This is a genomic window from Streptomyces sp. URMC 127 (assembly GCF_051386535.1).
GTDB lineage: Bacteria > Actinomycetota > Actinomycetes > Streptomycetales > Streptomycetaceae > Streptomyces.
In genome coordinates this window covers 1-23,873 of the sequence record NZ_JBPQTW010000103.1, presented here as the reverse complement: position 1 = coordinate 23,873, position 23,873 = coordinate 1, and the positions used below count along the sequence as shown (strand labels likewise).

Below are 23,873 nucleotides of genomic sequence, written 5' to 3'. Positions count from 1 at the left end.
ATCCTGGCGGGCGCGCTGCGTGCGGCGGGGCGAGGTAGCAGGGGAGCCGCACCCCCAGGTACTTCACTATGCGTCACGAATCTACTACTCTATGTGATCGAAGGGTTGCCGACCGCTACCTTCCCGCTCCTCCCGTCGATTCCCGCCGCCCCGGAAGGTACCGTGCCCACTCCCTCGACCACCCCTCCCTTGCCGGGCGCCCCCAGCGTCCTGAAGGTGCAGACCAGGGCTGAGATGACACGGTTCCTTCGCGTGCCCTACGCGCTGTACCGGGAGCAGCCGCACTGGGTGGCCCCGCTGGAACGGGAGCGGCGCCGTCTCCTCGATCCGCGGCACAATCCCTTGCTCCAGCGCACCGAGGCCGCCTGCTTCCTGGCACACCGCGGTGGCGCAGGCCAGGGCCGGATCGCGGCCGTCGTCAACCCCGACAGCCCGCCCGACGAGCGCCAGGGCTATGTGGGCTTCTTCGAGTGCACCGCCGACCTGGCCACGGCCCGCGCGCTCTTCGACCGCGCCGCCGCCTGGCTGCGTGAGGCAGGGGCCGTCCGGGTGCTGGGGCCGGTGAGCCCCGACATCCACCACGAGTGCGGGCTCCTCGTCGACGGCTTCGACGACGCGCCCCGCATCGGCAACACCTACAACCCCGCCTACTACGAGGACCTCTTCGTGGCGAACGGCTTCGCCCCGGCCAAGGACCTGCTCTCCTGGCGGTTCTCCCCGTCCAGCCGGGCGGTGAGCGGGCTGATCGGCTACGCGGACGGGCTGCGGAGGAAACACCACCTCACGGTCAGGACGGCCGACTTCCGCCGCTTCGACGCCGAGTGCGCCCTCGTGCGCGAGCTCTACCACGCCTGCTGGCAGCACAACTGGGGCTTCACCCCGCTGACCGAGAAGGAGTTCGGCCACCTCGCGCGGCAGATCCGCACCGCCGCGCCGGACGGTGTGCGCATCGCCGAGAGGGACGGCGAAGCCGTCGGCTTCAGCATCCTGCTTCCCGACCTCAACCAGGCCCTGGCCCCCGCCCGGGGACGGCTCACCCGATACGGGTTCCCCAGCGGGGCCTGGCGGATCTGGCGGGCGGGCCGCTCGGTCAGCCGCGGCCGGCTGCTGGCGCTGGGCATCCCGGAGAGCCGCCGTACGGAAGGGGTGGCGAGCGTCCTGCTCGCCGACGCGCTGCGCAGGTCCCGTGAGCGGGCCTGGGACGAGGTCGACGTCTCCTGGGTGCTCGAGGACAACACGGCCGCCAATCGCTCACTGGCGGCGGCCGGGGCCGTGCTGCACAAGCGCCACCGCCTCTACACACGCTGTCTCCGCCACGACGGCGCCTGTTCCTGCTCCGCCACTCAGCTCGAACCCTCCCCGGAGGAATCCCGTGCAGCTCACCTGTGAAGCGGTCATCGAAGCGCTCGCCAAAGGCACCGGCATGCGCGAGGAGGAGCTCACTCCCGAGACCCGGTTGGCCGACGTCGAGCTGGACTCCCTGATGCTGGCGGAGTTCGCCACCGTCCTCGCCGCGGAGCACGGCGTACGCGTCGCCGAGGTCATCGACCCCACCGAAGCGACCACCATCGGCGACATCGTCACAGCCGTGGTGGAGCAGGCCCGTGCCGGCGGACCCCGCACCGATGCCGCGCCGCAGGAAACCACCAGCAGCGTCGCTCCTCCGGGCAGCGCCCGGTGAACCGTGACGTCGCCGTCACCGGCATCGGGCTCGTCACCCCGGCGGGCGTCGGCGCCGACGCCACGTGGGACGGCTTGTGCTCGGGCCGGTCCTTCGCCGCCACCGACCCCGCCCTCGCCGGGCTCCCGGTGGACTTCTCCTGCGCCGCCGGGGACTTCGACGCCTGCGCGCACCTGCCGCGCCGGACCGTCCGGCGCACCGACCCCTTCATCCACCTCGCGCTGACGGCCGCCCAGCAAGCCGCCGCCGACGCGCGCCTGACGCCCGGCGCGGCGGGCCCCGATCGCATCGGAGTCGTGCTCGGCGTCGGCTCGAACAGCCTCGTGGGCTACCCGTCCGTCAGCCGGCACCTGGAAACGGGCGAGCACCACCTCATCTCACCGCTCGCGCTGGCCCGCAGCGTCCCCAGCATGGCGGCCGGGGAAGTCGCCGCGCACCTCGACTGCCGCGGACCCACCTTCACCGTCGCCAGCGCCTGCGCCTCCGGCGGTCACGCCCTCGGCGTCGCACGCGACCTCATCCGTTCGGGCACGTGCGACCTCGTGCTCGCCGGCGGCAGCGAATCCGGCCGGGCGCCGCTGAGCGCCATCAGCTTCACCCGCATGGGCGCCCTGTCCCGGCGTCGCCACGACCCGGCCGGCGCCTCCCGTCCCTTCGACCGCGACCGGGACGGCTTCGTCCTCGGCGAAGGCGCCGCCGTAATGGTCCTGGAGCGCCCCGGTCACGCGCGTGCCCGCGGCGCCACCGTCCACGCTGTCATCGCCGGATACGGGGCCTCCGCCGATGCGCACCACCCCACCAACCCCCACCCGGACGGGCGCGGCCTGCGGCACGCCATCGGCGCCGCCCTCACCGACGCCCGCCTCGGGACCGCGGACATCGACCACATCAGCGCCCACGGCACGTCCACACCCGTCGGCGACGTCATCGAAGCCCGCACCCTGCGGCAGTCCTTCGCTGCCGGACCGCCCCCGGTCACCGCCCTGAAAAGCTCCCTGGGGCATGCGCTGGGAGCCGCGGCGGCGATCCAGGTCGCGTGCGCCGTGCTCACCCTCCGGCACCAGGCCGTCCCGCCCACGGTCAACGTCGACCACCAGGACGAGGCCGTCGACCTCGACATCGTCACCAAAGTCCCCCGGCAACGGCAGATCCGCACCGTCATGACCACGTCGTGCGGCTTCGGCGGCGCCAACGCCGTCTTCGTCCTGCGCACGCCATGACCCCGTACCAGGCCGAGGGCGGCGGCTGTTGCAGCGGAAAGGAAGGCTTCTCATGAGCCCGCGATCGCAGGGGAGGACCTGATGCCCCGCGCGCTGGTCACCGGAGCCGGCCGCGGGGTCGGCCGGGCCCTGTCCGAGGCGCTCGCCGCCCGCGGCTTCGACCTCACCCTGCTGGCCCGGGACGAGGCGGCCCTCGGCGCCGCGGCCGGGGAGATCGGCGCACGCTTCGAGGTGCACTGCGACGTGATGGCCGAGGACCTGGCCGATCCGGCCGGGCTGGAGCGAGCCGCCGTGGCCGCGCGGGAGGCGGACGTGCTGGTCAACAACGCCGGGGCGGGCCTGGGACGCTGGTTCGGCGCGACGGAGTGGGCGGACGAGCAGCACATGCTCGCCCTGAACGTCATCGCGCCGGCCAGGCTGCTGCACGCCGCTCTGCCGGGCATGCAACGGCGCGGCTTCGGCCGCGTCCTGAACGTCAGCTCCGTCGCCGGGAGCGGGCCAGCCTGGCAGGGCGCCACGTACGGGGCGAGCAAGGCCTGCATCACCCGGCTCACCGAGGACCTGGCGTACAGCCGGGCGATGCGCAGCAGCCCGGTGGCCGTCACCGCGCTCGTCCTCGGCCACGTGGACACCGAGTTCCATGAGCGGGCCGGGCTTCCCCCTCCGCCGCGCCTGCTGACGCTGCGGGCGCAGTGGGTTGCCGAGCGGGCCGTACGGGTGCTGCTGCGCCGCCGCCCACCGGTGCGCTACGTGCCCGCAGCGCGCTATCACGTGCTGGAACGGGCGCTCCACCACCTTCCGCACCGGCTCATGACCCTGCCGCATCTCGCCGACGACCTGAGCCGCTCCGCCGACGAGCCCCGTCGTCCCGCCGAGGCGCCGGGCCGCTCCGCGGAGGAGCCGAGCCGTGCCGCTTGACCGGACGGCAAGAGAGACAGCACGAAGAACCACAAGAGGAACCACAAGAGGAACGGCAAGAGCATGACAGGAGCGGTCGTGTGATGGAGGACCAAGGCCGGTCCCGGCCCCGGCGCTGTGCGACGGTCGTGGACGCCCTGCGCTCACACGCGGACAGCGGCGCCGAAGGCACGGTCGGAGCCGCTGCCGGGGACCAGCCCGGCTACCCCGCCTTCTGGAACAGCGTCCGCGCCGCCGCGGAGCACCTGACCGCAGGTGGCATGCGGCCCGGGGACCACGTCGCCGTCGAGATGGAAAGCACGACGAACACCCTCGTCGCCGCGGTCGCCGTCCTGGCGGCCGGGGGCGTACTCGTCCCGCTCGGTGCCACGGGAAGGCTCCGCCCCGGCACCCAGGACTGCACCCGGACGCTGGACGCCCTGCGCATCAGCGGCGCCCGCTTGTGCCTGGCCGCGGACCCCGGTTCCTTCCGGGAAGCGCTGGCCCCGACCGAACTGCGCACGCAAGTGCTGGCCACAGCCGAGTGCGCCTCCGGACGGGCGCAGGCCACCGATTGGCAGCCGGCACCGCTCGATCCCGACCGTCCCGCGCTCGTGCAGTTCAGCTCGGGCAGCGTCGCTGCGCCCAAGGGCATCGTGCTGACGCACCGCAACCTGACCGCGAACCTCGACGCCCTGACCCGGCGGATCGGGGTGTGGCACGGCCGCGCGGTGGTCTGGCTGCCGCTGTCCCATGACATGGGGCTGATCGGCAGCTTCCTGAGCTGTCTGTACTCCGCCTCCGCCATCCGCGTCCTCACACCGCGCTCGTTCATCAGGGACCCGCTCACCTGGATCGAGGAGCTCTCCTCTTTCCGGGCCACCCACACCGCCGCGGCGACCTTCGGCTACGACCTGGCGGAGCGCGCCGCAAGCCGTGCGCCGGAGCGGCTGACAGGTCTCGACCTGTCCCGGTTGACGGCGGCCATCATCGGCGCGGAACGGATCGCGCCAGGGCTGTGCGAGCGCTTCGAACGCCGCTTCAGGAGCTGCGGACTCCGGCCGCACGCGGTGCTGCCTGCCTACGGACTGGCCGAGAACTGCGTCGCGGTGGCCGTACGAGCGCCGCTCGCACCGTCCGCCTTCGGCGAACCCGACACCACGGACCCCCGGCGCACGCGCCTCACCACCGCAAGCGCACCGACCGCCGGCCCCGCCCCCACGCAGGACACCGGGCGGCACCGGCTGATCGGACACGGCGCGCCCTTGCCCGGCACCGAAGTGCGCATCGTCTCCGAGACGGGCGAGCCCCTCTCCGACGGCGAAGTGGGGGAGATCCTCATCGGCGGAGAGGCGGCGTGCCACTGGTTCGTCGGCGCCGGCGGCCTCCGCCGCCCCGCCCGCGACGACGACGGCTTCGTACCGACCGGCGACCTGGGCGCGATGAAGGACGGCGAGCTGTACGTCATCGGGCGTTCGAAGGAAACACTCTCCTACGCGGGGCGCACGATCTCACCCGTCGACGTCGAGCAGACCGTGCTGGCCGCAGTCCCCGGGCAGCTGAACGCCGCTGCCGCCGTCGCCCTGCCCCTGCGGGACGCCGGCGAGGACCTCGTCCTCTTCCTGGAGCTGGCCCGCGCGGCGGACGAGCAGGCCACGTCCCTGCTCGCGGACGCCGTCAGGCTCGCCGTGCTGCGTGACTTCCGCATCCCCGTCCAGGAGGTGTACGTGGGGCGGCGGGGAGCCCTGCCCAGGACGACCAGCGGCAAAGTCCGCCGGCTCGGCCTGGCCGCGGCGCACCGCGAGGGCACACTCGGCAGAGCCTTCCGCCCGGCGGCTCCCTCCGGTCCGGGCCGGCCGCGCGCAGCCGGCCTCACAGCACACGCAGAACATGCGGCACAGTCAGCACACAGTGCACACGCCGCGAACACTGCACACTCCGCCGAGGCCGGCCCCGCCGGACGCGTGCCGGGGGCGACGGCCTCACCGTGCTGATCAGCGGAGCTTGGGTCCTGCTCACCGGTGCCAGCGGAGGCATCGGACACGCCCTCGCGCACGCCCTCGCCGCCCGCGGAGCCCGGCTCGTCCTCACCGGCCGCCGCGCCGGCACGCTCACCGCGCTCGCTTCGGCGCTGGGAGCGCCGGACACACAGGTGCTGCCCGCGGACCTCAGCGACCGGCAGGGCGTCGAAGGGCTCGTCCGCGCCGCCGGGCCGGTCGACATCCTCGTCGCCAACGCCGCGCTGCCGGCCAGCGGCCAGGTGCTGGGCTACACGCCCGACCAGATCGACCGGGCCCTCGACGTCAACCTGCGGGCGCCGGTTCTGCTGGCCCGGTTGCTGGCGCCGCGGATGGTCGCCGCCGGAAGGGGCCACCTGGCCATGATCGGTTCGATCTCCGGCCGCGCCGCGTCCCCCAGCGCCTCGCTCTACAACGCAGCAAAGTTCGGCCTGCGCGGCTTCGCCCTCGGCCTGCGCCAGGACCTGCACCCCTCGGGCGTGGGCGTCTCGCTCATCCAGCCGGGCTTCGTCCGCGACGCCGGGATGTTCGCCGACACCGGAGTCACCGCGCCACGCGGCACGGGAACCGTCGCCCCCGCACGCGTGGCCGCGAGGACGCTGCACGCCATCGAGCGCAACCGGGCAGAGGTGAATGTCGCCCCGTTGTCCCTCAGGCTCGGGAGCGCCGTGGGGGGTCTGTTCCCCGCGCTGGCTGAGAGCGTCCAGCGCCGGGCGGTCAGCCCGGAGACGCTGCAGCGCATCGCCGACGCACAGCTTCACAAGCGCTGAGCCTCGTGCGACGGACGCGAACAGTGCGACTGACGCGCCAGTGCCAATGATGCGAACAGTGCCAATGATGCGAACGGATGACTGTTCGCAGGCAATCACCCCTCGGGCACCGTTTGTGCTTGGGGATGACCGGTGTCCTGGGTAGGAACGTTGGCCATGCACGCGGCACACCACCGCCTGGCCCGCATCCAGGCCTTCCCCTCCACCTCCACCTCCACCTCCCCCTTCACCGTCCCGCCCGATGCCGCCCGCCGCACGCCGTGACCACCGGAACGGCAGCCGCAGGGGCAGACGGAAGACCGCGCAGAGGACGCGGGCTCCCGCCCGGCCCCGGCGCGCCCGCACTCCTGCAGTCGCTGCGTTTCCTCCGTGACCCTCAGGGCTTCCTCGCCCGGCAGCAGGCCGCATTCGGCGACGCGTTCACTCTGCGGCTCACCGGCTGGGGCGACGTCGTCCTGGTGAGCGCACCCGACGAGGTCCGCACCGTGTTCACGGCGCCGCCGGAGACGCTGTCCGCGGGCAGGGCCCGCTGGGTGCTCGACCTGATCTACGGAACGCGCTCGCTGCTCACCCGGGACGATCCGGAACACGCCTGGCAGCGACGGCAGCTCATGCCGCTGTTCCACCGCGACCAGCTCGCACGCGGCGGGCGGCTGGCGCTCGACGCCACCCGCGCGGCCATGACCGCCTGGCCGGCCGACCGGCCTTTCCGGCTCACGCCGCACCTGCTCTCCCTGACCACCGATGTCCTCACCCGCCTCCTCCTGGGCCTGGAGCAGCAGGAAGCGCGCCGGTTCGAGCGGCACCTGCACCGCTTCATCGACGCGGCCCACCACCCCGCCGTCTTCAACCTGCCTCCCGCCCTGACCCGGTGCGGCCCGGGACCCTGGCGACGCTACCGCCGCACCCGGGACGACCTCGACGACCACGTGACCCGCCTGATCGCGGAGCGCCGGTCCCGCCCGCCGGCACCGGACGGCGACGCCATCGCCGTCCTCCTGGGCGCCGACCGGCGCGGCGGCGAACCGCTGGACGACGCCGCACTCCGCGACCTCGTCGTGGTGCTCCTCGGCAGCGGATCGGAGACCCTCGCCTACACCCTGGCCTGGGTCGTGGAAGCCGTCCTGGCCCACCCGCAGGTGGCCGGCCGGGCCCGGGCGGAGCTGCGCGAGGTCACCGCCGGCGGCCCGCTCACCGAGGCGCACCTGCCCAGGCTGCGCTATCTGACGGCCGCGGTCACCGAGGCCATGCGCCTCTACTCGATCAACCCGGTCGTACCGCGCCGGGTCCTCAGGCCGGGGTTCACCGTTGCCGGCCGCACGCTGCCCGTCGGCACCTACGTCGCCGCCAACGGCTACGGCGCGCAGCGCCGGGCGGCCTCCTACCCGGAGCCCGGCCGCTTCCTCCCCGAGCGGTGGCTGGACAGCCGGCCGGACCACTACGCGTGGATGCCCTTCGGAGGCGGCGCCCGCAAGTGCGTCGCCGCCTCCTTCGCCATGCACACCATCCCGGCCGTCATGGCCGTGCTGCTGAGCAACGAGAGCCTGCGGCTGCTCACCCCGGCCGTCCGGGCGGGCCGGGTCGTCGGGGACATGATCGTCCCGGCCGGAGGGACCGTCGTCGCTCTGACGCCCGCGCCGGCCCGAAACCGCACCCGTACCTGTACCCGTACCAGCGCCCGTCCTGGCACCGCACCGCGTGCCAGGAAGGAACCGCCCGCCGGGAGCGGCAGCCGTACGGGATCTGCCGGCCGTAAGGGATCTGCAGGCCGTACGGCCATGTCCTCCCCGGCCAGGCGACACCAGGAGCCATGACCTTGCGACACAGGAGCTGGACCACATGAGCAGGCAACAGGAGCTGGAAGAGGCCGTGCGGCCTGCGGACACGGCGCCGGCATCCGGTCCCGGGCCGGCACCGGGCGTACGGGACGAGGTCAAGGGGCTGCTCGCCTCCCGGCTGTGCGTCTCCGCCGCGGCGCTGGACGAACGGGCCACCCTGGAGTCCCTGGGCCTGGACTCGCTCCTGCTGACCGAGACGGTGGTGGCGCTGCAGGACCGGTACGACGTCCACCCCGGCCTGGCACTCCTCGCGGACCGGCTCGCGCCCACGCTGCCGCTGTCCGCCCTCGTCGACGAACTCACCAGGAGCGTACGAACCCCATGACGACCACCGACTTCGGCCCGGTGCACAACAGCGTGCTCGAACTGACCGACCGGCTGCGGGAAACGGACGCCTACCCGCTGTTCCCCGTGGTCGCCCAGGCCGGGCCGACCCGCGCCCGGATCCGGGTCGCGGGCCGCGCGACCGAAGGAGAGGTCACCGTCCTCGCCTCGGCCGACTACCTGGGCCTGGCCCACCACCCCGAGGTGCGCGAACGGGCCGCGGACGCGCTGCGCCGGTTCGGCACCGGCACCTACGGCAGTCAGGCGGTGGGCGGGTTCACGGAGCTGCACGAGGAACTGGAGCGCACGGTCGCCGACTGGTTCGACCGGCCCGCCGCCCTGCTGTTCCCCTCCGGCCTGCAGGCGAACCTGGGGGTGCTCGGCACGCTGGCCGGCCCCGGGGACACCGTCTTCCTGGACCGCTTCGACCACGGCTCCCTCACCATGGGCGCCCGGCTGTCCGGAGCGGGCGTACGCACCTTCCGGCACAACGACACCGCCCATCTCGAAGAGTTGCTGAACGACGGTGAAGCGCGGCAAGGGCGCCGGCTCATCGTCGTGGACGGCCTCTTCAGCGCCGACGGCGACCTGCCTCCGCTGCGGGAGATCGCCGACCTCGCCCGGCGGCACCAGGCGCTGCTGATCGTGGACGAGGCCCACAGCGCCGGCGCCCTCGGCGCCCGGGGGCGCGGCGCGGCCGAGCTCCTGGGGGTGCTCGACCGGGTCGACGTGCTCACCGGGACCTTCAGCAAGTCCTTCGCCTCCACGGGCGGATACGTCTGCGCGAACGAACGGGTGGTGGACCTGCTGCGGCACACGGCGGGCGCCTACCTGCTCACGCTCGGCCTGTCGCCGGCGACCGTCGGCGCCGTCCTGGGAGCCTTCGAGGCCCTCGCCCGGGAGGGAGCCGAGCGGCGGCGCCGGCTCGCGGAGCGCTCCGAGGCGCTGCGCAGGATGCTCCGGGAGGCCGGAGTGGGCATCGGGGCATCGCAGGCGCACGTCGTCGTCGTGCCCACGGGCACGGTCGACCGCACGGCGAGGATCGCCCGCCGGCTGGTCGGTGAGGGCCTCCTCGTCGGCCCCCTCTTCCCGCCCGCGGTACCCATCGGGGGAGCGCGGCTGCGGCTGGGGGTCACGGCCGCGCACTCCGAGGCCGATCTGCAACGGGCCGTTCAGCTGATCTCCGCCGCAGTGGCCGGGGAGCGGTGAGCCATGCGTGAGTTCCCCGGTGCCGACGCCCGTGAATTCCCCGGTGCCCACGCGCGCGAGTTCCCCGGTGCCGGCCCCGCCGACCGCGCGGCCTTCCGCCGGAGTTCACCGCCGCTGGTCCGCCTGCGCTCGCTGGACCGGCTGACCCGCCAGCACCCGTCCGGGCCGCTCGTCGTCTACACGGCGTTCATCACCCTCCTCCTTCCGGCCGGGTTCACCGCCTCGGGAGCGGTGATCGGGACGGTGCTGGTGCTCGCCGGCTATACGGCGTGGACGCTCACCGAATACTGGGTGCACCGCTCGCTCTTCCACTGGAAGGCCGCACCCGGCACGGCCATGGCCAGGCTGCACTGGACCCTTCACGGTCACCACCACGATCACCCGGACGACCGCCGGCGACTGGTCATGCCGCTCGCCGTCACCATCCCCATCGCCCTCGTCCTCTGCGGGCTCTTCCGGCTCGCCCTCGGCACGAACTGGACGGCGTTCATGGCGGGCTACGCCGTGGGCTACCTGCTGTACGACATGCTCCACTACCACGTGCACCATCACCGCCCGCGCTCCCGGCCGGGGAGGGCCCTGCGCAGATGGCACATGCTGCACCACTTCGCCGACGACAGCCGCCGCTTCGGCGTCAGCGCGCCGTGGTGGGACCACGTCTTCGGCACGGGGGACGCCGCTCGGTGACACGCGCCGGCCGGCAGCCAGGCGCCGCTGGGCCGTTCGGCCGAAACGGCCATGTTCACACCGGCGGCCCGGTCTGGTAGATCGGTTCTCCGCCGCTCGTGTCCTAGCGTGGCGGCTGAAACAGCGTCACCGCGTTCAACGGCCCGCGAAAGGGAGCGTTCCGTGTCCGTGCCCACCGCGATCGACCACAAGGCCCGTACGTACAGCCTGGCGCACGCCTACTGGCTGGCGCGGGCCGCCGACCTCGCCTACAAGGACGAGACCACCATCGAGAAGCAGGCGCGGGAGTGGGGCTTCGACCGGGTGCGGCACCACGAGACGCGCTTCGAGCCGCCCTTCCCGCTGGAAGACACCCAGGCCTACACGATGGCGGGCAACGACATGATCATCACGGCCTTCCGGGGCACGGAACCCGCGAAGATCCGCGACTGGCTCTCCGACGCCACGACCCCGCCGTGGCCGGGCCCGGCGAAGACGGGATACGTCCACTACGGCTTCGGGCAGGCCCTGGAGTCCGTCTTCCCGGCAGTGAAGGCCACCCTCCAGGAGTACCGGACGAACGGTCAGACCGTGTGGTTCACCGGTCACAGCCTCGGCGGCGCGCTGGCCATGCTCGCCGGCGCCCGGCTCTACCTCGAAGAGCCGAAGCTGCTGGCCGACGGCGTCTACACCTACGGCCAGCCCCGCACCTGCGACCGGCTGCTGGCGGAGGCGTGCAACAAGGGCTTCAAGCAACGCCTCTTCCGGTTCGTCAACAACAACGACATCGTGCCGCAGCTGCCGCCCGAGCCCGCGTACACCCATGCCGAGACCCTGCGGTACATCGACTCCGCCGGCAAGGTCCACGAGACCATGTCGTTCTTCGGCGGTCTCGCCGACCGGGCCAAGGGCCTGACGGCCGACGCGTTCGCCCCTGCGAGCGACGGCGTGCGCGACCACTCGATCCTCAAGTACATCGCGGCGCTGGAGAAGAACCTGACCTGACCGCACACGGGACTACGGGAGCGGCTCAGGGACTTTCCGCGGGGAACGGCGGAGCCGGCGCAGTGCGAGGAGGCCGCCGATGCCGGGGACGAAAGCGCTCGCTCTGGTGGCCGCCGAGTCCCGGGCGAGGCGCCAGGTCGCCCCGACCACGAAGAGGTACGCGCAGCCGTGGGCCGGGCCCATCAGGGATGTGACGGGCCGCAGGTGTGCGGTGGCGAGGTTGGCCAGCATGACGACGAGCGAGGCGAGTTCGGCGTTCGCGGCGATGCGCAGGGGGCGGAGGTTCACGGTCACGCTCCGGTGGTGGAGCCGGGGCGGACGACCATCAGGACGGTGACCGTCGCCCACAGCAGGTTGAAGACGCCGGTGAGCGCGGCCAGCCGCCGGTCCGCGGCGGGGGCGGACGGACCGGATCCCGCACCTTCAACGGCGGCGAGCTCTCGCTCCTGCGCGGGCAGGATCAGCAGTGCGAGGAGACCGGCGGCTGCCGCCGTCAGGACGATCGAGGTGATGAGCCAGCCGCTGCCCAGGACGCCGAGGCTGCTCGCCGTCGCGAACCCGAAGACGGGCACGGCGATGCCTACGGCGGCGTACACGCGGCAGATGCGGTGCAGCAGCCGGAGGGTGGCGGGCGCCCGGCGGTCCTCGCCGGTGTCCCGGCGGGTGCGGCGGAGCGCCGCGGGGAACATACTGGCCGCCACGGTGACCGGGCCGACGGCCACGACCGCGGCCAGCACGTGCAAGGAGAGGAAGAGCTTCGTCATGACGCGGCCCGGTCCCACGGTGCTCCGGCGGACAGCATGCTGCTGACGGCAGCACCGGATGCCGCTCGTTCGGCGTGCGGCACTGCGCAGGGGGCGATGACGTCGAGCGGATCGAGGCCGTCGGACAGAACGGTCTGTGCGTGCATGGAAGGCCCTTCAGGCGGTTTCACGGCCGGTCCGTCCCGGCCCGGGCCCGACGATATGCAGGAGCCGAGGGGCATCCCAGTGGCGTGAGTGCCACCTTTCAACGGAAAAATGCCAGCCGCGGACGCGGCAGCCTTTGTGCCCTGCGGAGGGCTGCTGTGCAGGCAGAAGGCTGTCGCGGAGGCGGATGTTCGCCTGACCGTCCGGTACGGCGGTCGCGTACGTTTCTGCCATGCACACCGTTGCCGTACTCGCGCTGGAGCAGGTCATCCCGTTCGACCTGGCCGCCCCGATCGACGTCTTCGCGCGGACCCGCCTGCCCGACGGGCGCCCCGGCTACCGGATCCGTGTCTGCGCCGCGCAGCCGGAGACAGAAGCGGGAGCCTTCGCGCTGCGCGCGCCCTGGGACCTGGAGGGGCTCAAGGGCGCGGACACGGTCGTCGTCCCCGGCACCACCGACCCGACGGCGCCTCTGCCCGCCGACGTCCGCGAGGCGCTGCGGGCCGCGGCCAGGGCCGGCACCCGCATCGCCTCCATCTGCACGGGCACGTTCCCGCTCGCCGCCACCGGTCTCCTCGGCGGTCTGCGGGTGACCACCCACTGGTTCGCGGCCGATCTGCTGGCCGCCACGTATCCGGAGCTCACGGTCGACCCCGACGTGCTGTACGTCGACAACGGGCAGTTCCTGACCTCGGCCGGGGCCGCGGCCGGGCTCGACCTGTGCCTGCACATGATCCGGCGCGACTACGGCTCGGCCGTTGCCGCCGATGCCGCGCGGCTGTCCGTGATGCCGCTGGAGCGCGAGGGCGGGCAGGCCCAGTTCATCGTGCACGACCACGCGCCCGTCCCCCGGGGCTCCGCGCTGGAACCGCTGCTCACCTGGCTGCAGGACAACCTCGCCCGCAACCTCGCGCTCGACGACATCGCCGCCCACGCCGGCATGAGCACCCGGACGCTGATCCGCCGTTTCCGCGAGCACACCGGCAGCACACCGCTCCAGTGGCTCCACCGCGCCCGCATCCGCCGGGCCCAGCACCTCCTGGAAACCACGCAGCACTCCGTCGAACGCATCGGTGCCCAGGTGGGCTTCGGCTCCCCGACCGCCTTCCGCGACCGCTTCAAACGGACGACCGGCGTCAGCCCGCACGCGTACCGGCGGACCTTCAGCTGAGGCTCAGCGGGGCGCGGCACGGCCGTCAGTGGCCGAAAGGCGGCTCGAAGCAGCCGGATTCCAGGTACGGGCCGTTGGTCTGCACCTGGTAGTTGGTCTTCTGGACGAATGCCGTGACGCAGGCGTCGGCGTGGACCCGCAGACCGATCAGGGAACCCTCGGGTGTGACGTAATGGTCCGTCTCGTAACGCGGCCTCATCTCCCGTACGGACAGCGTGCCGCCCGAGCGCTCGCCCTTCGGACCCGTGCGCTCTTCCTCGTACCCGAGAGCGAGCATCGCCGCGCGCACGCTCTTGGGGTCCCACTTCTTCTCCTCCCAGAGCCGCTTGAGCACGGGCTCGATCCGGTCGGCCTCGCGCTTGGCGTCCTTTGCGCTCGCTGGGGACATGTCCCTGGGGAAGCGGTGGGCGTTGTTCTCCCGGTAATGGGGAGCGCCGTCACCGGCCCCGGGCTCCACATAGGGAGATGCGCCTGCGTAAGGGGTGCCGGAAGGGCCGCCGGAGGCCGGAGCGGGTCCGGAGCCCGGAGCGGGGCCGGAGCCCGGAGCGGGGCCGGAGCCCGGACCGGTGCCGGAGCTCGGACCGGCGCCGGCGCTCGGAGCGGCGCCGGTGCTCGGAGCGGTGTGAGCGCTGGGCGCAGCACTCGGCGTCCCGGCGGCCGTGCCGTCGCCGCGCTGCCCGCCACAGGCGGTCAGGGATATGGCCGTGCCGAGGAGCAGGGCACCCGCGGTCAGGCGCCGCCCCCGCCGGATCATTGAGGTCAGCATGAGAACGACTCTGTCACGACGGCTTCGCTGCCCGCTGCCCGCTGTTGGAGCCGGCCTGCCTGCGTCCCGTGCCCGGCACCCGAGCGTCGCGGCCTTGAGATGCTGATGCCGGAAACACGATGCCGAGTCCGAGAGGGAAGCCATGGTGGCTCAGCTGTTCCCGCCCATCGAGCCGTACGCACACGGACTCCTCGACGTCGGCGACGGAAACCAGGTGTACTGGGAGACCAGTGGCAAGCCGGACGGCAAGGCGGCGCTGTGCGTGCACGGCGGACCCGGCAGCGGAAGCCGCCCCGGCAACCGCCGGCTGTTCGACCCGGAGGCCTACCGGATCGTCCTCTTCGACCAGCGCGGCTGCGGCCGGAGCCGGCCCCACGCCTCGGATCCGGCTGTCAGCCTGGACCACAACACCACTGCCCACCTCGTCGCCGACATGGAGCGCCTGCGCGAGCACCTGGGCATCGAGCGCTGGCTCCTCTACGGCGGCTCCTGGGGCTCGACACTGATCCTCGCCTATGCCGAGCGCCACCCCGAACGGGTCTCGGAGATCGTCATCGCCGGCGTCACCATGACCCGCCCCGAGGAGACCGACTGGCTCTACGGCGGTGTCGGCCGCCTGCTGCCGGGGCCCTGGGAGCAGTTCCGCGACGCGCTCCCGGAGGACAGCCGGCACGGCAATCTGGTCGCGGCCTACAACCGCCTGCTGAACAGCCCCGACGCGGAGGCCCGGACCAGGGCGGCGCAGGCCTGGTGCGCCTGGGAGGACGCGGTCATCGCCCACGAGGCCCTGGGCAGCCCCGGGCAGTACAGCAGCAAGCCCGGCAAGGCGATGACAGCCTTCGTCCGGCTCTGCGCCCACTACTTCGCGAACAACGCATGGCTGGACGACGGGCAACTCCTCCGCGACGCCCACCGCCTGACCGGCATTCCGGCCGTGCTCGTCCACGGCCGCCTCGACCTCGCGAGCCCGCTCCGGACAGCATGGGAACTGGCCAAGGAATGGCCCGATGCGGAGCTGAAGGTCATCACCGATGCGGGCCATACGGGAAGCCTCGCCATGCAGGAGGCGGTCCTGGAGGCGATCTCCCGGTTCGGGGAGCGAACCGGCTGTGCTGCGCCGAGGTGAGAGCCGGGGTGGACGCGGTGCGCCCCGGGTGCTCAGCGCTCCCGGAAGCCTCCGAGGAAGCGGCGGAAGACGCCGCCCTCGCGGGGCAGCGGGGCGGACGGCGGGGGAGCGGTGGGGCGCTGACGGGCGATCGGCTGGTCGTAGTCGGCCCGGGCGATCGCGTCGACGGTCCGGTCCAGGTCGAAGTCGCCGGAGCCCTCGATGGCCGGCACGAAACCGACCAGGACCCCGTCCCGCATGACCTGCGCTTCGAGTCCGGCGGTGTCGTCGCTGTCCCAGACGGCCTCGCGGCCGTCACGCAGGACCACGCGCACGCCGATCTGGTAGACGCCCTCGCGCGCCACGTGGGCGTTGATGCCGCGCTGCCGCAGGGCGTCCACGACGTGAAGCGCTCGGTTCTCCTCCATAGGGCCACAGTATCGCCCGATAACATTCTCTTTCCTTATATGCGTGATACATCCCCGGGGGAATTCACACGCCGCCCGCAACCTCCGCGGCCGCCCGAAGACGCTCTTCGGCTTCGGCAGGGGTGTCGTAGTAGCCGGGGCGGGCCAGGAGCACCGAGCTGAAGTAGTGGCCCTGCTCGTCCTCCGGTTCGTCGTCGGCCTCGAACGGCCGCCAGAAGGCCAGGAGCAGATCGGGGGCGAGGAACGAGGCGGGGTTCTCCGGGTCCTCGCCGAGGGGGACGAGTTCGCGTATGCGCCGTACGACCTCGCGAGCCGGCGCGAACACGTCCACCCCACGGAAGGTGACCCTGTCGGCTCCCTGGTAAGGGCGCCAGAGCTCGATCGCCGCCAGAGCACCGTTCATGCAGTGGACGCTGATCATCAGCCCGCTGGGGCGGACGACGTGCTGCCCGGGCCGGTCGGAGTCCGAGACCGAGGAGAGGTCCCGGAGCGAGGCCAGGGCGGCGTCGGCTTCGTGCCGGGGCATACCGATGCGCAGTGCGCCGACGCCGGTGGGCGGGTCGAGGTGGAAGTCCATGCGGGCATGATGCCAAGCGGCACTGACAACGGACCGTGGCCGTCCTCGTCAGGACCGGGAGAACCAACCGCCAGGGCCGGGAGAACGAACCGCCGGGACCGGAAGGGCGAACCGTCAGCCCCGGTAGGCGTCCTCCAGGCCCTGGATGTCGATCTTGCGCATGCCCAGCATGGCCTGCATGACCCGCTGGGCCGCGGCCTGATCCGGGTCGCCCAGCAGTTCGATGAGCCGGCGCGGGGTCACCTGCCAGGACAGGCCGTACTTGTCCTTGAGCCAGCCGCACGGTCCCTCTTCGCCGCCCTCGCCCAGCCGGGCCCAGAGGCGGTCGACCTCCTCCTGGTCCGCGCAGTCGACACTGAAGGAGACGGCCTCGGTGAAGGTGAACTGCGGCCCGCCGTTGAGGGCGACGAACCGCTGGCCCGCGAGCTCGAACTCGACGGTCATGACGGACCCCGGCGTGCCCGGGCCCGCCTCGCCGTAGCGCTGCACCTCCAGGACGCGCGAGTCCTCGAAGACCGAGACGTAGTGGGCGGCGGCCTCCTCGGCCTGGTCGTCGAACCAGAGGAAGGGCTTGATCTTCTGAGTGATCTGCATGCTGACGAGTACACCCGACGCAGCGCCGGAAAGCTCGGTCCGCAGCGGTATTCCGCCGCCGGAGGGAGGCGGATCGTCCGGGCGGGTGACGCCGCTCCCGCACCGCCGGTGGGACGTTGAGGACATGATCGAAACTGAACAGGCGCAGGGGCCCCTCCGGCGGGCGTGGTTGCCCGCTCGCGCGCCCCGTGCGGCCACGGTGACCGTGATCTGGGGCGTGGCGTACGCCGCTTTCGGCCTTGTCTGTGCACTGCGCGGGGTGCCGCTGTTCGCGTTCGGCGGCGCCCGGACGTCTCCCGTGCTCGACTGGGCCGTTGTGGCGGCGGGGGCACTGGCGGCCTTGGGCTGCGCCGCTGCGATGCGGTACGGGCCGCGCCCTTGGCTGAGAGCACTGCTGTGGACGGCCTGCGGGCTGTCCGGGGTCGCGGCGTTCAGTCTGCTGATGGACCTGATCACGCTGCTGGTCGGTCAGAGCGTGGACAGCCGGCCGGCCGCCGCCAACCATGCGATGGCGGCCACCGGCGCGCTGCTGCTCGCCGCAACCGTCCGTACGCGTCACACCTCGGCCGGCGGTAACTCACCGCCGCCTTCCCCTGCTCCACAAGGCTCCCGGATGGCCGCCGCCTGGGCCGGGACCGCGGCCTTCCTCCCGTACATCGCCATGAAGACCTTCTGGGCGCTGGGAGGCACCTTTGCCGGAGTGAGCAAGGAGGAGATGCTCGCCGTCTCCGAACGCAACGGTGCCCCGGAAGTCTGGCTCACCCTGGAGTCCTGGGGCCTGGACGTCACCGTACTGCTGGCCGCACTCGGCATCTTCCTGCTCTGGGGCCTGGTCCGCCCGTGGGGGCAGGTCTTCCCACGCTGGACGCTGTTCCTGCACGGCCGGCAGGTACCGCGCTGGCTCCCGCTGGGCCCGGGACTGATCGGCGCCGCCACGCTCGCTCCGTACGGGATGCTCGGCATCGGCTACTGCACCCTGGCCACGGCCGGCGTGGTGACGATGCGGCCGGGTGACTTCCACACTACGCAGGACGCGCTGCTCGTTGCCTGGATCGGCATGTCCGCGTTCGCCGTGTACGGGATCGCGCTGGCCGCCGCCGCCCGCTCGTACTGGCTGCGGACCCGTCCGGCCGGCCCGGCACGCCGTCCTCACGGCCCTCATGCCGGGTGACGGCCTTCGTCAGCTGCACTGCCAGGTGAACATCGCGCGGCCGGCCTTGTCCTCGAAGCGGGGGCCCGTCCACGGAGGGGCGCCCAGGACGCCACGGGCGACAGAGAGGCAGAGGAACGCGTCCGGAGCCCGGGACCCCGTCCGGCCGGCCACGGACAATGGACCGTCGGTTGGATGAAGTCGGCCGGCCGACGGCTGATCGAGGTTGCTGGTCGCGCGCACTACTGCTGGCATCACGCACTGTGCCCGGCTGTCACTCATATGGGGGAGCGGGCCCGTACGCCGTTTCGGGGGGTCCCGGCATGCCGAGGATCCTCTGGTGAGGATCGGACCGGTGGCCGCGGAGACGGTGCTGCGCCGAAGGCGCGCGGCGGAGCCGTGAAGGGCTCCTCCCGGGCAGTTGGGGATGCAAGGTCCCGGCTCACGGGCCTCAGGGCGATAGCTCTGGGGAGGGCGAGCACTGGATGAGATTATGCATCTGACTCCACATGAACAAGAGCGTCTGATGATCCATGCGGCGGCGGGTGTCGCCAAGGAGCGCATGACCGGGACGCCGCCCAGGCCGCTCAACTATCCCGAGGTGGTGGCGCTGCTGAGCGCGCATGTCCTTGAGGGAGCCCGAGAGGGCAAGACCGTCGCTCAGCTGATGAAGTCCGGGAGGGAGGACGTGCTGAGGGGCGTGAAGGTCATGTCGGGCGTCCCCGAGATGGTCGAGTACGTGCAGGTGGAAGCGACCTTTCCCGACGGCACGAAGCTCGTCACCATCCGCAACCCCGTTTTCGACCCGGACCCGCAGTGCAGGGTCGGGCCGGCTGTCCACCCGGGTGAGGTGCGGTTCTCCGAGAAGACCGGCGATGAGACGGTGGTCCACAACAAGCAGCTCGTGGACGACAACAGGGTCGAGCGCGTGATCGTCGTCAACAAGGACAGGAAAAAGCGTCCGGTCCAGGTCGGTTCGCACTACCACTTCTTCGAGGCCAACGACGGGCTGGAGTTCCAGGATGCCGACGGTGCCACGGTGTCACGTGATGTCGCCCTGGGCATGCGCCTCAACGTCCCGGCCGGCAGCTCCGTCCGCTTCGACTGGAACTGTCCCCAAGAGGTAGAGCTCGTCCCCATTCTGGGTGACCGCAAAGTCCACGGCCTGCGCGAGAAGACCAAGGTCACGCCGATCCCGCCGCTGCCTTCCGTATCGACGGGGGGCCGGCCCGTATCGACGACGGGCCGGCGAACGATTCCTGAACGTACGGTCTTCGACCCCCTGCCGCGCAAGGAGTACGCGGAACGGTTCGGCCCGACGGTCCGTGACCGTATCCGCCTCGCCGAACCGACCTGTGGATCCGGATCGAGGATGACTGGTGCGGCGGTCCCGACCACAGCGGCAACGAGATGATCTTCGGCGGCGGGAAGGTGATCCGTGAGTCGATGGGGCAGTCCATCACGCCACGCGACCCGTGCAAGGACAAGGCAGCCCGCGCAACGCACAAGGCATGCAGGCCGCCCGCCGCCCCGGGCAACTCCCCCGTCGACCCGGACCATCCCCCCACCGGCGACGCGACCCATCCTCCCGACACGGTGATCACCGGTGCCGTCATCCTGGACCACTGGGGCATCGTCAAGGCCGATGTGGCCATCCGCGACGGCTACATCACCGCGATCGGCAAGGCGTACAACCCCGAGACCATGAACAAAATCCACGACGGGGCCGCTTCCACCGGCGGTCGTCCCGCCCCCACGGATTTCGTCATCGGGCCGGAGACGGAGGTCATCTCGGGCAACGGCAAGATCCTCACGGCCGGCGGGATCGACACGCACGTCCACTTCACCTGCCCCGAGCAGGTCGGCGAGGCGCTGGCGTCGGGTGTCACCACGCTCATCGGCGGCGGTACGGGGCCGGCGGACGGCAGTACTGCCACTACGGTCACGCCCGGCGCCTGGCACCTTGAGCGGATGTTCGAGGCGCTGGACGCCTTCCCGGTCAATATCGGGCTGCTCGGCAAGGGCTCCACCATGTCCAAGGAGTCCATGCACCACCAGTTGAACGCCGGCATCATCGGCTTCAAGATCCACGAGGACTGGGGGGCCACCCCGGCCGCCCTCAAGGCGTGTCTGGAGGTCTGCACCGAGGCGAACGCCGTCGACGTCCAGATCGCCCTGCACGCCGACTCGATGAACGAAGCGGGGTTCTTCGAGAGCACCCAGGTCACCATCCAGGGCCATTCCATCCATGTCTTCCATGTCGAGGGTGCGGGCGGCGGCCACGCCCCCGACATGATCAAAATGGTGTCCGAGGAGAAGGTGCTGCCCGCCTCCACCAATCCCACCCGGCCGCTGACCGTCAACACGGTCAAGGAACACCTCGACATGCTGATGATCGCCCATCATCTGAATCAGCAGGTCAATGAGGACCGGGCCTTCGCGGAGTCGCGGATCAGGCCCTCCACGATGGCCGCCGAGGACATCCTGCACGACATGGGCGCCATCTCGATCATGTCGTCGGACTCCCACGCCATGGGCCGTATCGGCGAGATGATCACACGCACCTGGCAGACCGCGCACGTCATGAAGAAGCACCTGGGCATCCTGGAGAAGGACAGGGAGGGCCTGCCGGCGGACGCCACGGCCGCCCGGATCGCCGCCGCCGAGCTCGCCGACAACCACCGGGTCCGGCGGTACGTCGCGAAGTACACGATCAATCCGGCGCTCGCCCACGGCATCGATGACTACGTCGGGTCCGTGAAGACCGGCAAGCTGGCGGACCTGGTGCTGTGGGAGCCGAAGTTCTTCGGGGTCAAGCCGCACCGGGTGATCAAGGGCGGCCAGATCGCCTACGCGCAGCTGGGCGACGCCAACGCCTCCATCACCACCCCGCAGCCGGTCCTGCCCCGCGGCGTGTGGGGCGCCGCGGGCCGGGCGCCCGGCGCCACCTCGTACAACTTCGTCAGCAAGCGGGCCATCGCCACCAAGCTGCACAAGCGGCTCGCACTGGGCAAGAAATTCGCGCCCATCAAAAGCACACGCGGCGTCTACAAGAACCAGATGGAGGAGAACGACTTCAGGCCCAAGGTCGATGTCGGCTCCGAAACGTTCTATGTGACCGTCGGCGGCGCGACGGAGGACGACGTGTACGCGCGAGTCGAAAACCAGGATCCCAAGTATCCGGTCGATCTGGACAAGAAGCTCGACAAGGATGATCCGCTCTTCCCGAAGGAACCGAACTATGAAGGCGATCCGCACTGGCCCTACGACGACCATCCGGTCTATGCGATCGATCCGCCTGAGCTCCTGCCCATGGCGCAGCGGTACTTCCTCTTCTGACGGCTGCTGACGTCCCGCAAGAGGACTCTGGCGAGCCGCAGCGAAAGGGTGAGGTGCGGACGATGAACCGTGCCGCGTTGTTCGTGCTGACCGACGGCCGTTTTCCCGCCGGAGGGCACGCGCACTCCGGCGGGGCCGAGGCGGCTGTGGCAGCGGGCCGTATCCGCGATGCCCGCTCGCTTCAGGATTTCTGCCTCGGGCGGCTGCACACCACCGGCTTGGTCGCGGCGGCGCTTGCTGCCGCGGCCGCCTCAGGCCACGATCCGCTGGTGCTGGAGGAGGCTGCTGACGCCCGGACACCGGTACCGGCCCTGCGGGAGACGGCCCGCAGGCTGGGGCGGCAGATGATGCGGGCCGCCCGCGCGACGTGGCCCTCGGCCGAGCTGGACGCGCTGGCCGCGGCCCGGCCGCGGGGCGCGCACCAGCCGCTGGTACTGGGGCTCGCGGCGCGCTCGGCCGGACTGGCACCGCTGGACGCCGCGTACGCGGCCGCCTACGAAACCGTCAGCGGGCCGGCCACCGCGACGGTCCGGCTGCTGAGCCTTGACCCCTTCGACGCCACCGCGGTCCTGGCGCGCCTCGCCGGCGACCTCGACCAAGTGGCCGGAGAGGCCACCGTCGCCGCCGGACGCCTTCCCGAGGAGGGGATCAGTGCACTGCCGGCCGCCGGCGCGCCGCTGCTGGACATTGCCGCGCAGCAGCACGCCGCCTGGCCGGTACGCCTGTTCGCCTCCTGACCTGCACACCGACGACCGTCACACAGCACCGCGAGAGCTCGGAGCCCGATCTGATGCACCTCGACCACGCAGAGACATTTCCCCCGCGCCACACCCACAGTGCCGAACCCCGGCTCCCGGACGGCACCCGTCGTGCCCTGCGCATCGGCCTGGGCGGGCCGGTCGGCTCGGGCAAGACCGCCACCGTCGCCGCCCTGTGCCGGGCGCTGCGGGACGAGCTGTCCATCGCGGTGGTCACCAACGACATCTACACCCGCGAGGACGCCGCGTTCCTGCTCCGCGAGGCGGTGCTTCCGCCCGAGCGGATCGCCGCGGTGGAGACCGGCGCCTGCCCGCACACCGCCATCCGCGACGACATCTCCGCCAACCTCGAAGCGGTCGAGAACCTCCAGGACACCATCGGCTCCGGCCTCGACCTGGTCCTGGTGGAGTCCGGCGGCGACAACCTCACCGCCACGTTCTCCCGGGGCCTGGTCGACCACCAGATCTTCATCATCGACGTGGCCGGCGGCGACGACATCCCCCGTAAGGGCGGCCCCGGCGTCACCACCGCCGACCTCCTCGTCGTCAACAAGACCGACCTCGCCCCCTACGTCGGCTCCGACCTTCAGAGCATGGCCCGCGACGCCCGGGCCCAGCGCGGCGCGCTGCCCGTCGTCTTCACCAGCCTCAAGGCCGAGGACGGCGTGCGGCCGGTCGCCGACTGGGTCCGTGCACGCGTCGCCGACTGGGCCACGGTCCCCGCATGACCCTCACCACCGGGCACACCCCATCCGCCCCCCGGCAGGCCGCCGCGGGCGTGCACGCCACCGCCCGCATCGTGGCAGCAGCCCACGGCGACACCACCGTCCTGCCCGTCCTCGACGGCGAAGGACCCTTCGACGTACGCGGCCTGCACCCGCACGGCAACCAGGCGCGGGTATGCATCATCGGCGCCATGATCGCCCCGCTCGGCGGCGACCGGCTGCGGATCGAAGCCACCGCCCGGCGCGGCGCCGCCCTGCACATCACCACCGCCGCCGCGACCCTCGCCCTGCGCGGCCCGACCACCGAACACGCCACCTACGACGTGCACCTGACCGTAGAAGAACACGCACAACTGCACTGGCTGCCGAAAGCGCTGATCTGCACGGCCGGCAGCAATCTGCGCCAGAGCTGGACCATCGACCTCGCCCCCACCGCACGGCTCGTCCTGCGCGAGGAACAAATCCTCGGACGCACCGGCGAGCCCCCCGGCCGTCTGCGCACCCGGCTCACCGTCCGACGCGGCGGGCGCACCCTGCTGGACCAACAGGCCGCATACGGGCCGGACACACCAGGCTGGGACGGCCCGGCCGTCCTCGCCGGCCACCGCGCGACCGGGCAGATCCTCACCGTCGACCCCGCCTTCGAGGACGAGCCTCCCGCCACCCGCCTGCTCGGCGACGCCCCGGAAAACGGCCAGGGCGTACTGGCACCACTCGCCGGCCC

24 protein-coding genes and 2 pseudogenes are annotated in these 23,873 nt (G+C 72.0%); 19 read left to right on the top strand and 7 right to left on the bottom strand.

The window, feature by feature from the left end:
* Window positions 1-252 precede the first annotated feature (252 nt).
* From ACSNOH_RS20575 to ACSNOH_RS20525, 11 genes are all read left to right on the top strand, one after another.
* A complete protein-coding gene (locus tag ACSNOH_RS20575) occupies window positions 253-1,389 on the top strand; it encodes a GNAT family N-acetyltransferase (RefSeq protein WP_436722855.1) in 1,137 nt (378 codons plus the stop codon).
* Complete coding sequence (locus tag ACSNOH_RS20570) at window positions 1,373-1,681, top strand: acyl carrier protein (RefSeq protein ID WP_436722854.1); 309 nt, start codon at window positions 1,373-1,375, stop codon at window positions 1,679-1,681. The genes ACSNOH_RS20575 and ACSNOH_RS20570 overlap by 17 nt, the downstream gene beginning before the upstream one ends.
* Complete coding sequence (locus ACSNOH_RS20565) at window positions 1,678-2,901, top strand: beta-ketoacyl-[acyl-carrier-protein] synthase family protein (RefSeq protein ID WP_436722853.1); 1,224 nt, start codon at window positions 1,678-1,680, stop codon at window positions 2,899-2,901. Before ACSNOH_RS20570 ends, ACSNOH_RS20565 begins: the two co-directional genes overlap by 4 nt.
* Window positions 2,902-2,982: 81 nt before the next feature.
* The gene (locus tag ACSNOH_RS20560) at window positions 2,983-3,819 is read left to right on the top strand and encodes an SDR family NAD(P)-dependent oxidoreductase (protein ID WP_436722852.1); all 837 of its coding nucleotides are present in this window, start codon (window positions 2,983-2,985) and stop codon (window positions 3,817-3,819) included.
* An 83-nt stretch (window positions 3,820-3,902) separates the two neighbouring features.
* Window positions 3,903-5,792 (top strand): AMP-binding protein, encoded by a 1,890-nt coding sequence (locus tag ACSNOH_RS20555; RefSeq protein ID WP_436722851.1) that lies wholly within the window; start codon window positions 3,903-3,905, stop codon window positions 5,790-5,792.
* Entirely contained in the window at window positions 5,786-6,586 is an 801-nt protein-coding gene (locus ACSNOH_RS20550; RefSeq protein ID WP_436722850.1) for an SDR family NAD(P)-dependent oxidoreductase, read from the top strand. The genes ACSNOH_RS20555 and ACSNOH_RS20550 overlap by 7 nt, the downstream gene beginning before the upstream one ends.
* Before the next feature lie 260 nt (window positions 6,587-6,846).
* Entirely contained in the window at window positions 6,847-8,400 is a 1,554-nt protein-coding gene (locus ACSNOH_RS20545; RefSeq protein ID WP_436722849.1) for a cytochrome P450, read from the top strand.
* A gap of 25 nt (window positions 8,401-8,425) precedes the next feature.
* Window positions 8,426-8,749, top strand: a complete 324-nt coding sequence (locus ACSNOH_RS20540) for an acyl carrier protein (RefSeq protein ID WP_436722848.1) — start codon at window positions 8,426-8,428, stop codon at window positions 8,747-8,749.
* Window positions 8,746-9,957 carry an aminotransferase class I/II-fold pyridoxal phosphate-dependent enzyme gene (locus tag ACSNOH_RS20535; protein ID WP_436722847.1) on the top strand — a complete coding sequence of 404 codons (1,212 nt, stop codon included), beginning with the start codon at window positions 8,746-8,748 and terminating at the stop codon, window positions 9,955-9,957. Before ACSNOH_RS20540 ends, ACSNOH_RS20535 begins: the two co-directional genes overlap by 4 nt.
* Before the next feature lie 3 nt (window positions 9,958-9,960).
* Window positions 9,961-10,644, top strand: coding sequence for a sterol desaturase family protein (locus tag ACSNOH_RS20530; protein WP_436722846.1), 684 nt, complete (start codon window positions 9,961-9,963; stop codon window positions 10,642-10,644).
* 162 nt (window positions 10,645-10,806) lie between these two features.
* On the top strand, window positions 10,807-11,628 hold the full coding sequence (locus ACSNOH_RS20525) for a lipase family protein (RefSeq protein WP_436722845.1): 822 nt from the start codon (window positions 10,807-10,809) through the stop codon (window positions 11,626-11,628).
* Window positions 11,629-11,640: 12 nt separating this feature from the next.
* On the opposite strand, the gene ACSNOH_RS20520 is transcribed toward ACSNOH_RS20525, so the two are convergent.
* Genes ACSNOH_RS20520 through ACSNOH_RS20510 form a run of 3 tightly spaced genes read right to left on the bottom strand, consistent with a single transcriptional unit; the run spans window position 11,641 to window position 12,538 of the window.
* Window positions 11,641-11,922 carry a DUF3817 domain-containing protein gene (locus ACSNOH_RS20520; RefSeq protein WP_436722844.1) on the bottom strand — a complete coding sequence of 94 codons (282 nt, stop codon included), beginning with the start codon at window positions 11,920-11,922 and terminating at the stop codon, window positions 11,641-11,643.
* Entirely contained in the window at window positions 11,919-12,392 is a 474-nt protein-coding gene (locus ACSNOH_RS20515; protein ID WP_436722843.1) for a DUF2269 family protein, read from the bottom strand. The genes ACSNOH_RS20520 and ACSNOH_RS20515 overlap by 4 nt, the downstream gene beginning before the upstream one ends.
* Entirely contained in the window at window positions 12,389-12,538 is a 150-nt protein-coding gene (locus tag ACSNOH_RS20510) for a hypothetical protein (protein WP_436722842.1), read from the bottom strand. The genes ACSNOH_RS20515 and ACSNOH_RS20510 overlap by 4 nt, the downstream gene beginning before the upstream one ends.
* A gap of 230 nt (window positions 12,539-12,768) precedes the next feature.
* Here ACSNOH_RS20510 and ACSNOH_RS20505 point away from each other — a divergent pair, with 230 nt between their 5' ends.
* Window positions 12,769-13,707, top strand: a complete 939-nt coding sequence (locus ACSNOH_RS20505) for a GlxA family transcriptional regulator (protein WP_436722841.1) — start codon at window positions 12,769-12,771, stop codon at window positions 13,705-13,707.
* A 25-nt stretch (window positions 13,708-13,732) separates the two neighbouring features.
* On the opposite strand, the gene ACSNOH_RS20500 is transcribed toward ACSNOH_RS20505, so the two are convergent.
* The gene (locus ACSNOH_RS20500; protein ID WP_436722840.1) at window positions 13,733-14,095 is read right to left on the bottom strand and encodes a hypothetical protein; all 363 of its coding nucleotides are present in this window, start codon (window positions 14,093-14,095) and stop codon (window positions 13,733-13,735) included.
* A gap of 520 nt (window positions 14,096-14,615) precedes the next feature.
* Between ACSNOH_RS20500 and pip the strand changes: the two genes are divergently transcribed.
* The gene (gene pip, locus ACSNOH_RS20495; RefSeq protein ID WP_436722839.1) at window positions 14,616-15,599 is read left to right on the top strand and encodes a prolyl aminopeptidase; all 984 of its coding nucleotides are present in this window, start codon (window positions 14,616-14,618) and stop codon (window positions 15,597-15,599) included.
* Between the two features lie 32 nt (window positions 15,600-15,631).
* Here the strand turns inward: pip and ACSNOH_RS20490 are convergent, their stop codons facing one another.
* From ACSNOH_RS20490 to ACSNOH_RS20480, 3 genes are all read right to left on the bottom strand, one after another.
* Entirely contained in the window at window positions 15,632-16,006 is a 375-nt protein-coding gene (locus ACSNOH_RS20490) for a hypothetical protein (RefSeq protein WP_436722838.1), read from the bottom strand.
* Window positions 16,007-16,070: 64 nt separating this feature from the next.
* Complete coding sequence (locus tag ACSNOH_RS20485) at window positions 16,071-16,583, bottom strand: hypothetical protein (protein WP_436722837.1); 513 nt, start codon at window positions 16,581-16,583, stop codon at window positions 16,071-16,073.
* A gap of 114 nt (window positions 16,584-16,697) precedes the next feature.
* Window positions 16,698-17,177 (bottom strand): VOC family protein, encoded by a 480-nt coding sequence (locus tag ACSNOH_RS20480; RefSeq protein ID WP_436722836.1) that lies wholly within the window; start codon window positions 17,175-17,177, stop codon window positions 16,698-16,700.
* A 124-nt stretch (window positions 17,178-17,301) separates the two neighbouring features.
* On the opposite strand from ACSNOH_RS20480, the gene ACSNOH_RS20475 reads away from it, so the two are divergent.
* From ACSNOH_RS20475 to ACSNOH_RS20450, 6 genes and pseudogenes are all read left to right on the top strand, one after another.
* A complete protein-coding gene (locus ACSNOH_RS20475) occupies window positions 17,302-18,348 on the top strand; it encodes a hypothetical protein (RefSeq protein WP_436722835.1) in 1,047 nt (348 codons plus the stop codon).
* Window positions 18,349-18,820: 472 nt separating this feature from the next.
* A pseudogene (gene ureA, locus ACSNOH_RS20470) lies at window positions 18,821-19,498 on the top strand (urease subunit gamma); the annotation flags it as partial.
* A gap of 84 nt (window positions 19,499-19,582) precedes the next feature.
* Window positions 19,583-21,666 (top strand): annotated as a pseudogene (gene ureC, locus ACSNOH_RS20465) (urease subunit alpha).
* 62 nt (window positions 21,667-21,728) lie between these two features.
* Window positions 21,729-22,403, top strand: a complete 675-nt coding sequence (locus ACSNOH_RS20460) for an urease accessory protein UreF (protein ID WP_436722834.1) — start codon at window positions 21,729-21,731, stop codon at window positions 22,401-22,403.
* 53 nt (window positions 22,404-22,456) lie between these two features.
* A complete protein-coding gene (gene ureG / locus ACSNOH_RS20455) occupies window positions 22,457-23,152 on the top strand; it encodes an urease accessory protein UreG (protein WP_436722833.1) in 696 nt (231 codons plus the stop codon).
* Window positions 23,149-23,873 (top strand): urease accessory protein UreD (locus tag ACSNOH_RS20450; protein ID WP_436722832.1); only part of this gene is annotated, 725 nt, incomplete at its 3' end. The genes ureG and ACSNOH_RS20450, both read left to right, overlap by 4 nt.

Coding starts and splice junctions, on each gene's coding strand:
- ACSNOH_RS20480 (WP_436722836.1), bottom strand. CDS start 17,177: ATGCAGATCACTCAGAAGATCAAGCCCTTCCTCTGGTTCGACGACCAG.
- ACSNOH_RS20540 (WP_436722848.1), top strand. CDS start 8,426: ATGAGCAGGCAACAGGAGCTGGAAGAGGCCGTGCGGCCTGCGGACACG.
- ACSNOH_RS20505 (WP_436722841.1), top strand. CDS start 12,769: ATGCACACCGTTGCCGTACTCGCGCTGGAGCAGGTCATCCCGTTCGAC.
- ACSNOH_RS20485 (WP_436722837.1), bottom strand. CDS start 16,583: ATGGACTTCCACCTCGACCCGCCCACCGGCGTCGGCGCACTGCGCATC.
- ACSNOH_RS20475 (WP_436722835.1), top strand. CDS start 17,302: ATGATCGAAACTGAACAGGCGCAGGGGCCCCTCCGGCGGGCGTGGTTG.
- ACSNOH_RS20510 (WP_436722842.1), bottom strand. CDS start 12,538: ATGCACGCACAGACCGTTCTGTCCGACGGCCTCGATCCGCTCGACGTC.
- ACSNOH_RS20555 (WP_436722851.1), top strand. CDS start 3,903: ATGGAGGACCAAGGCCGGTCCCGGCCCCGGCGCTGTGCGACGGTCGTG.
- ACSNOH_RS20515 (WP_436722843.1), bottom strand. CDS start 12,392: ATGACGAAGCTCTTCCTCTCCTTGCACGTGCTGGCCGCGGTCGTGGCC.
- ACSNOH_RS20530 (WP_436722846.1), top strand. CDS start 9,961: ATGCGTGAGTTCCCCGGTGCCGACGCCCGTGAATTCCCCGGTGCCCAC.
- ACSNOH_RS20460 (WP_436722834.1), top strand. CDS start 21,729: ATGAACCGTGCCGCGTTGTTCGTGCTGACCGACGGCCGTTTTCCCGCC.
- ACSNOH_RS20500 (WP_436722840.1), bottom strand. CDS start 14,095: ATGTCCCCAGCGAGCGCAAAGGACGCCAAGCGCGAGGCCGACCGGATC.
- pip (WP_436722839.1), top strand. CDS start 14,616: ATGGTGGCTCAGCTGTTCCCGCCCATCGAGCCGTACGCACACGGACTC.
- ACSNOH_RS20560 (WP_436722852.1), top strand. CDS start 2,983: ATGCCCCGCGCGCTGGTCACCGGAGCCGGCCGCGGGGTCGGCCGGGCC.
- ureG (WP_436722833.1), top strand. CDS start 22,457: ATGCACCTCGACCACGCAGAGACATTTCCCCCGCGCCACACCCACAGT.
- ACSNOH_RS20490 (WP_436722838.1), bottom strand. CDS start 16,006: ATGGAGGAGAACCGAGCGCTTCACGTCGTGGACGCCCTGCGGCAGCGC.
- ACSNOH_RS20535 (WP_436722847.1), top strand. CDS start 8,746: ATGACGACCACCGACTTCGGCCCGGTGCACAACAGCGTGCTCGAACTG.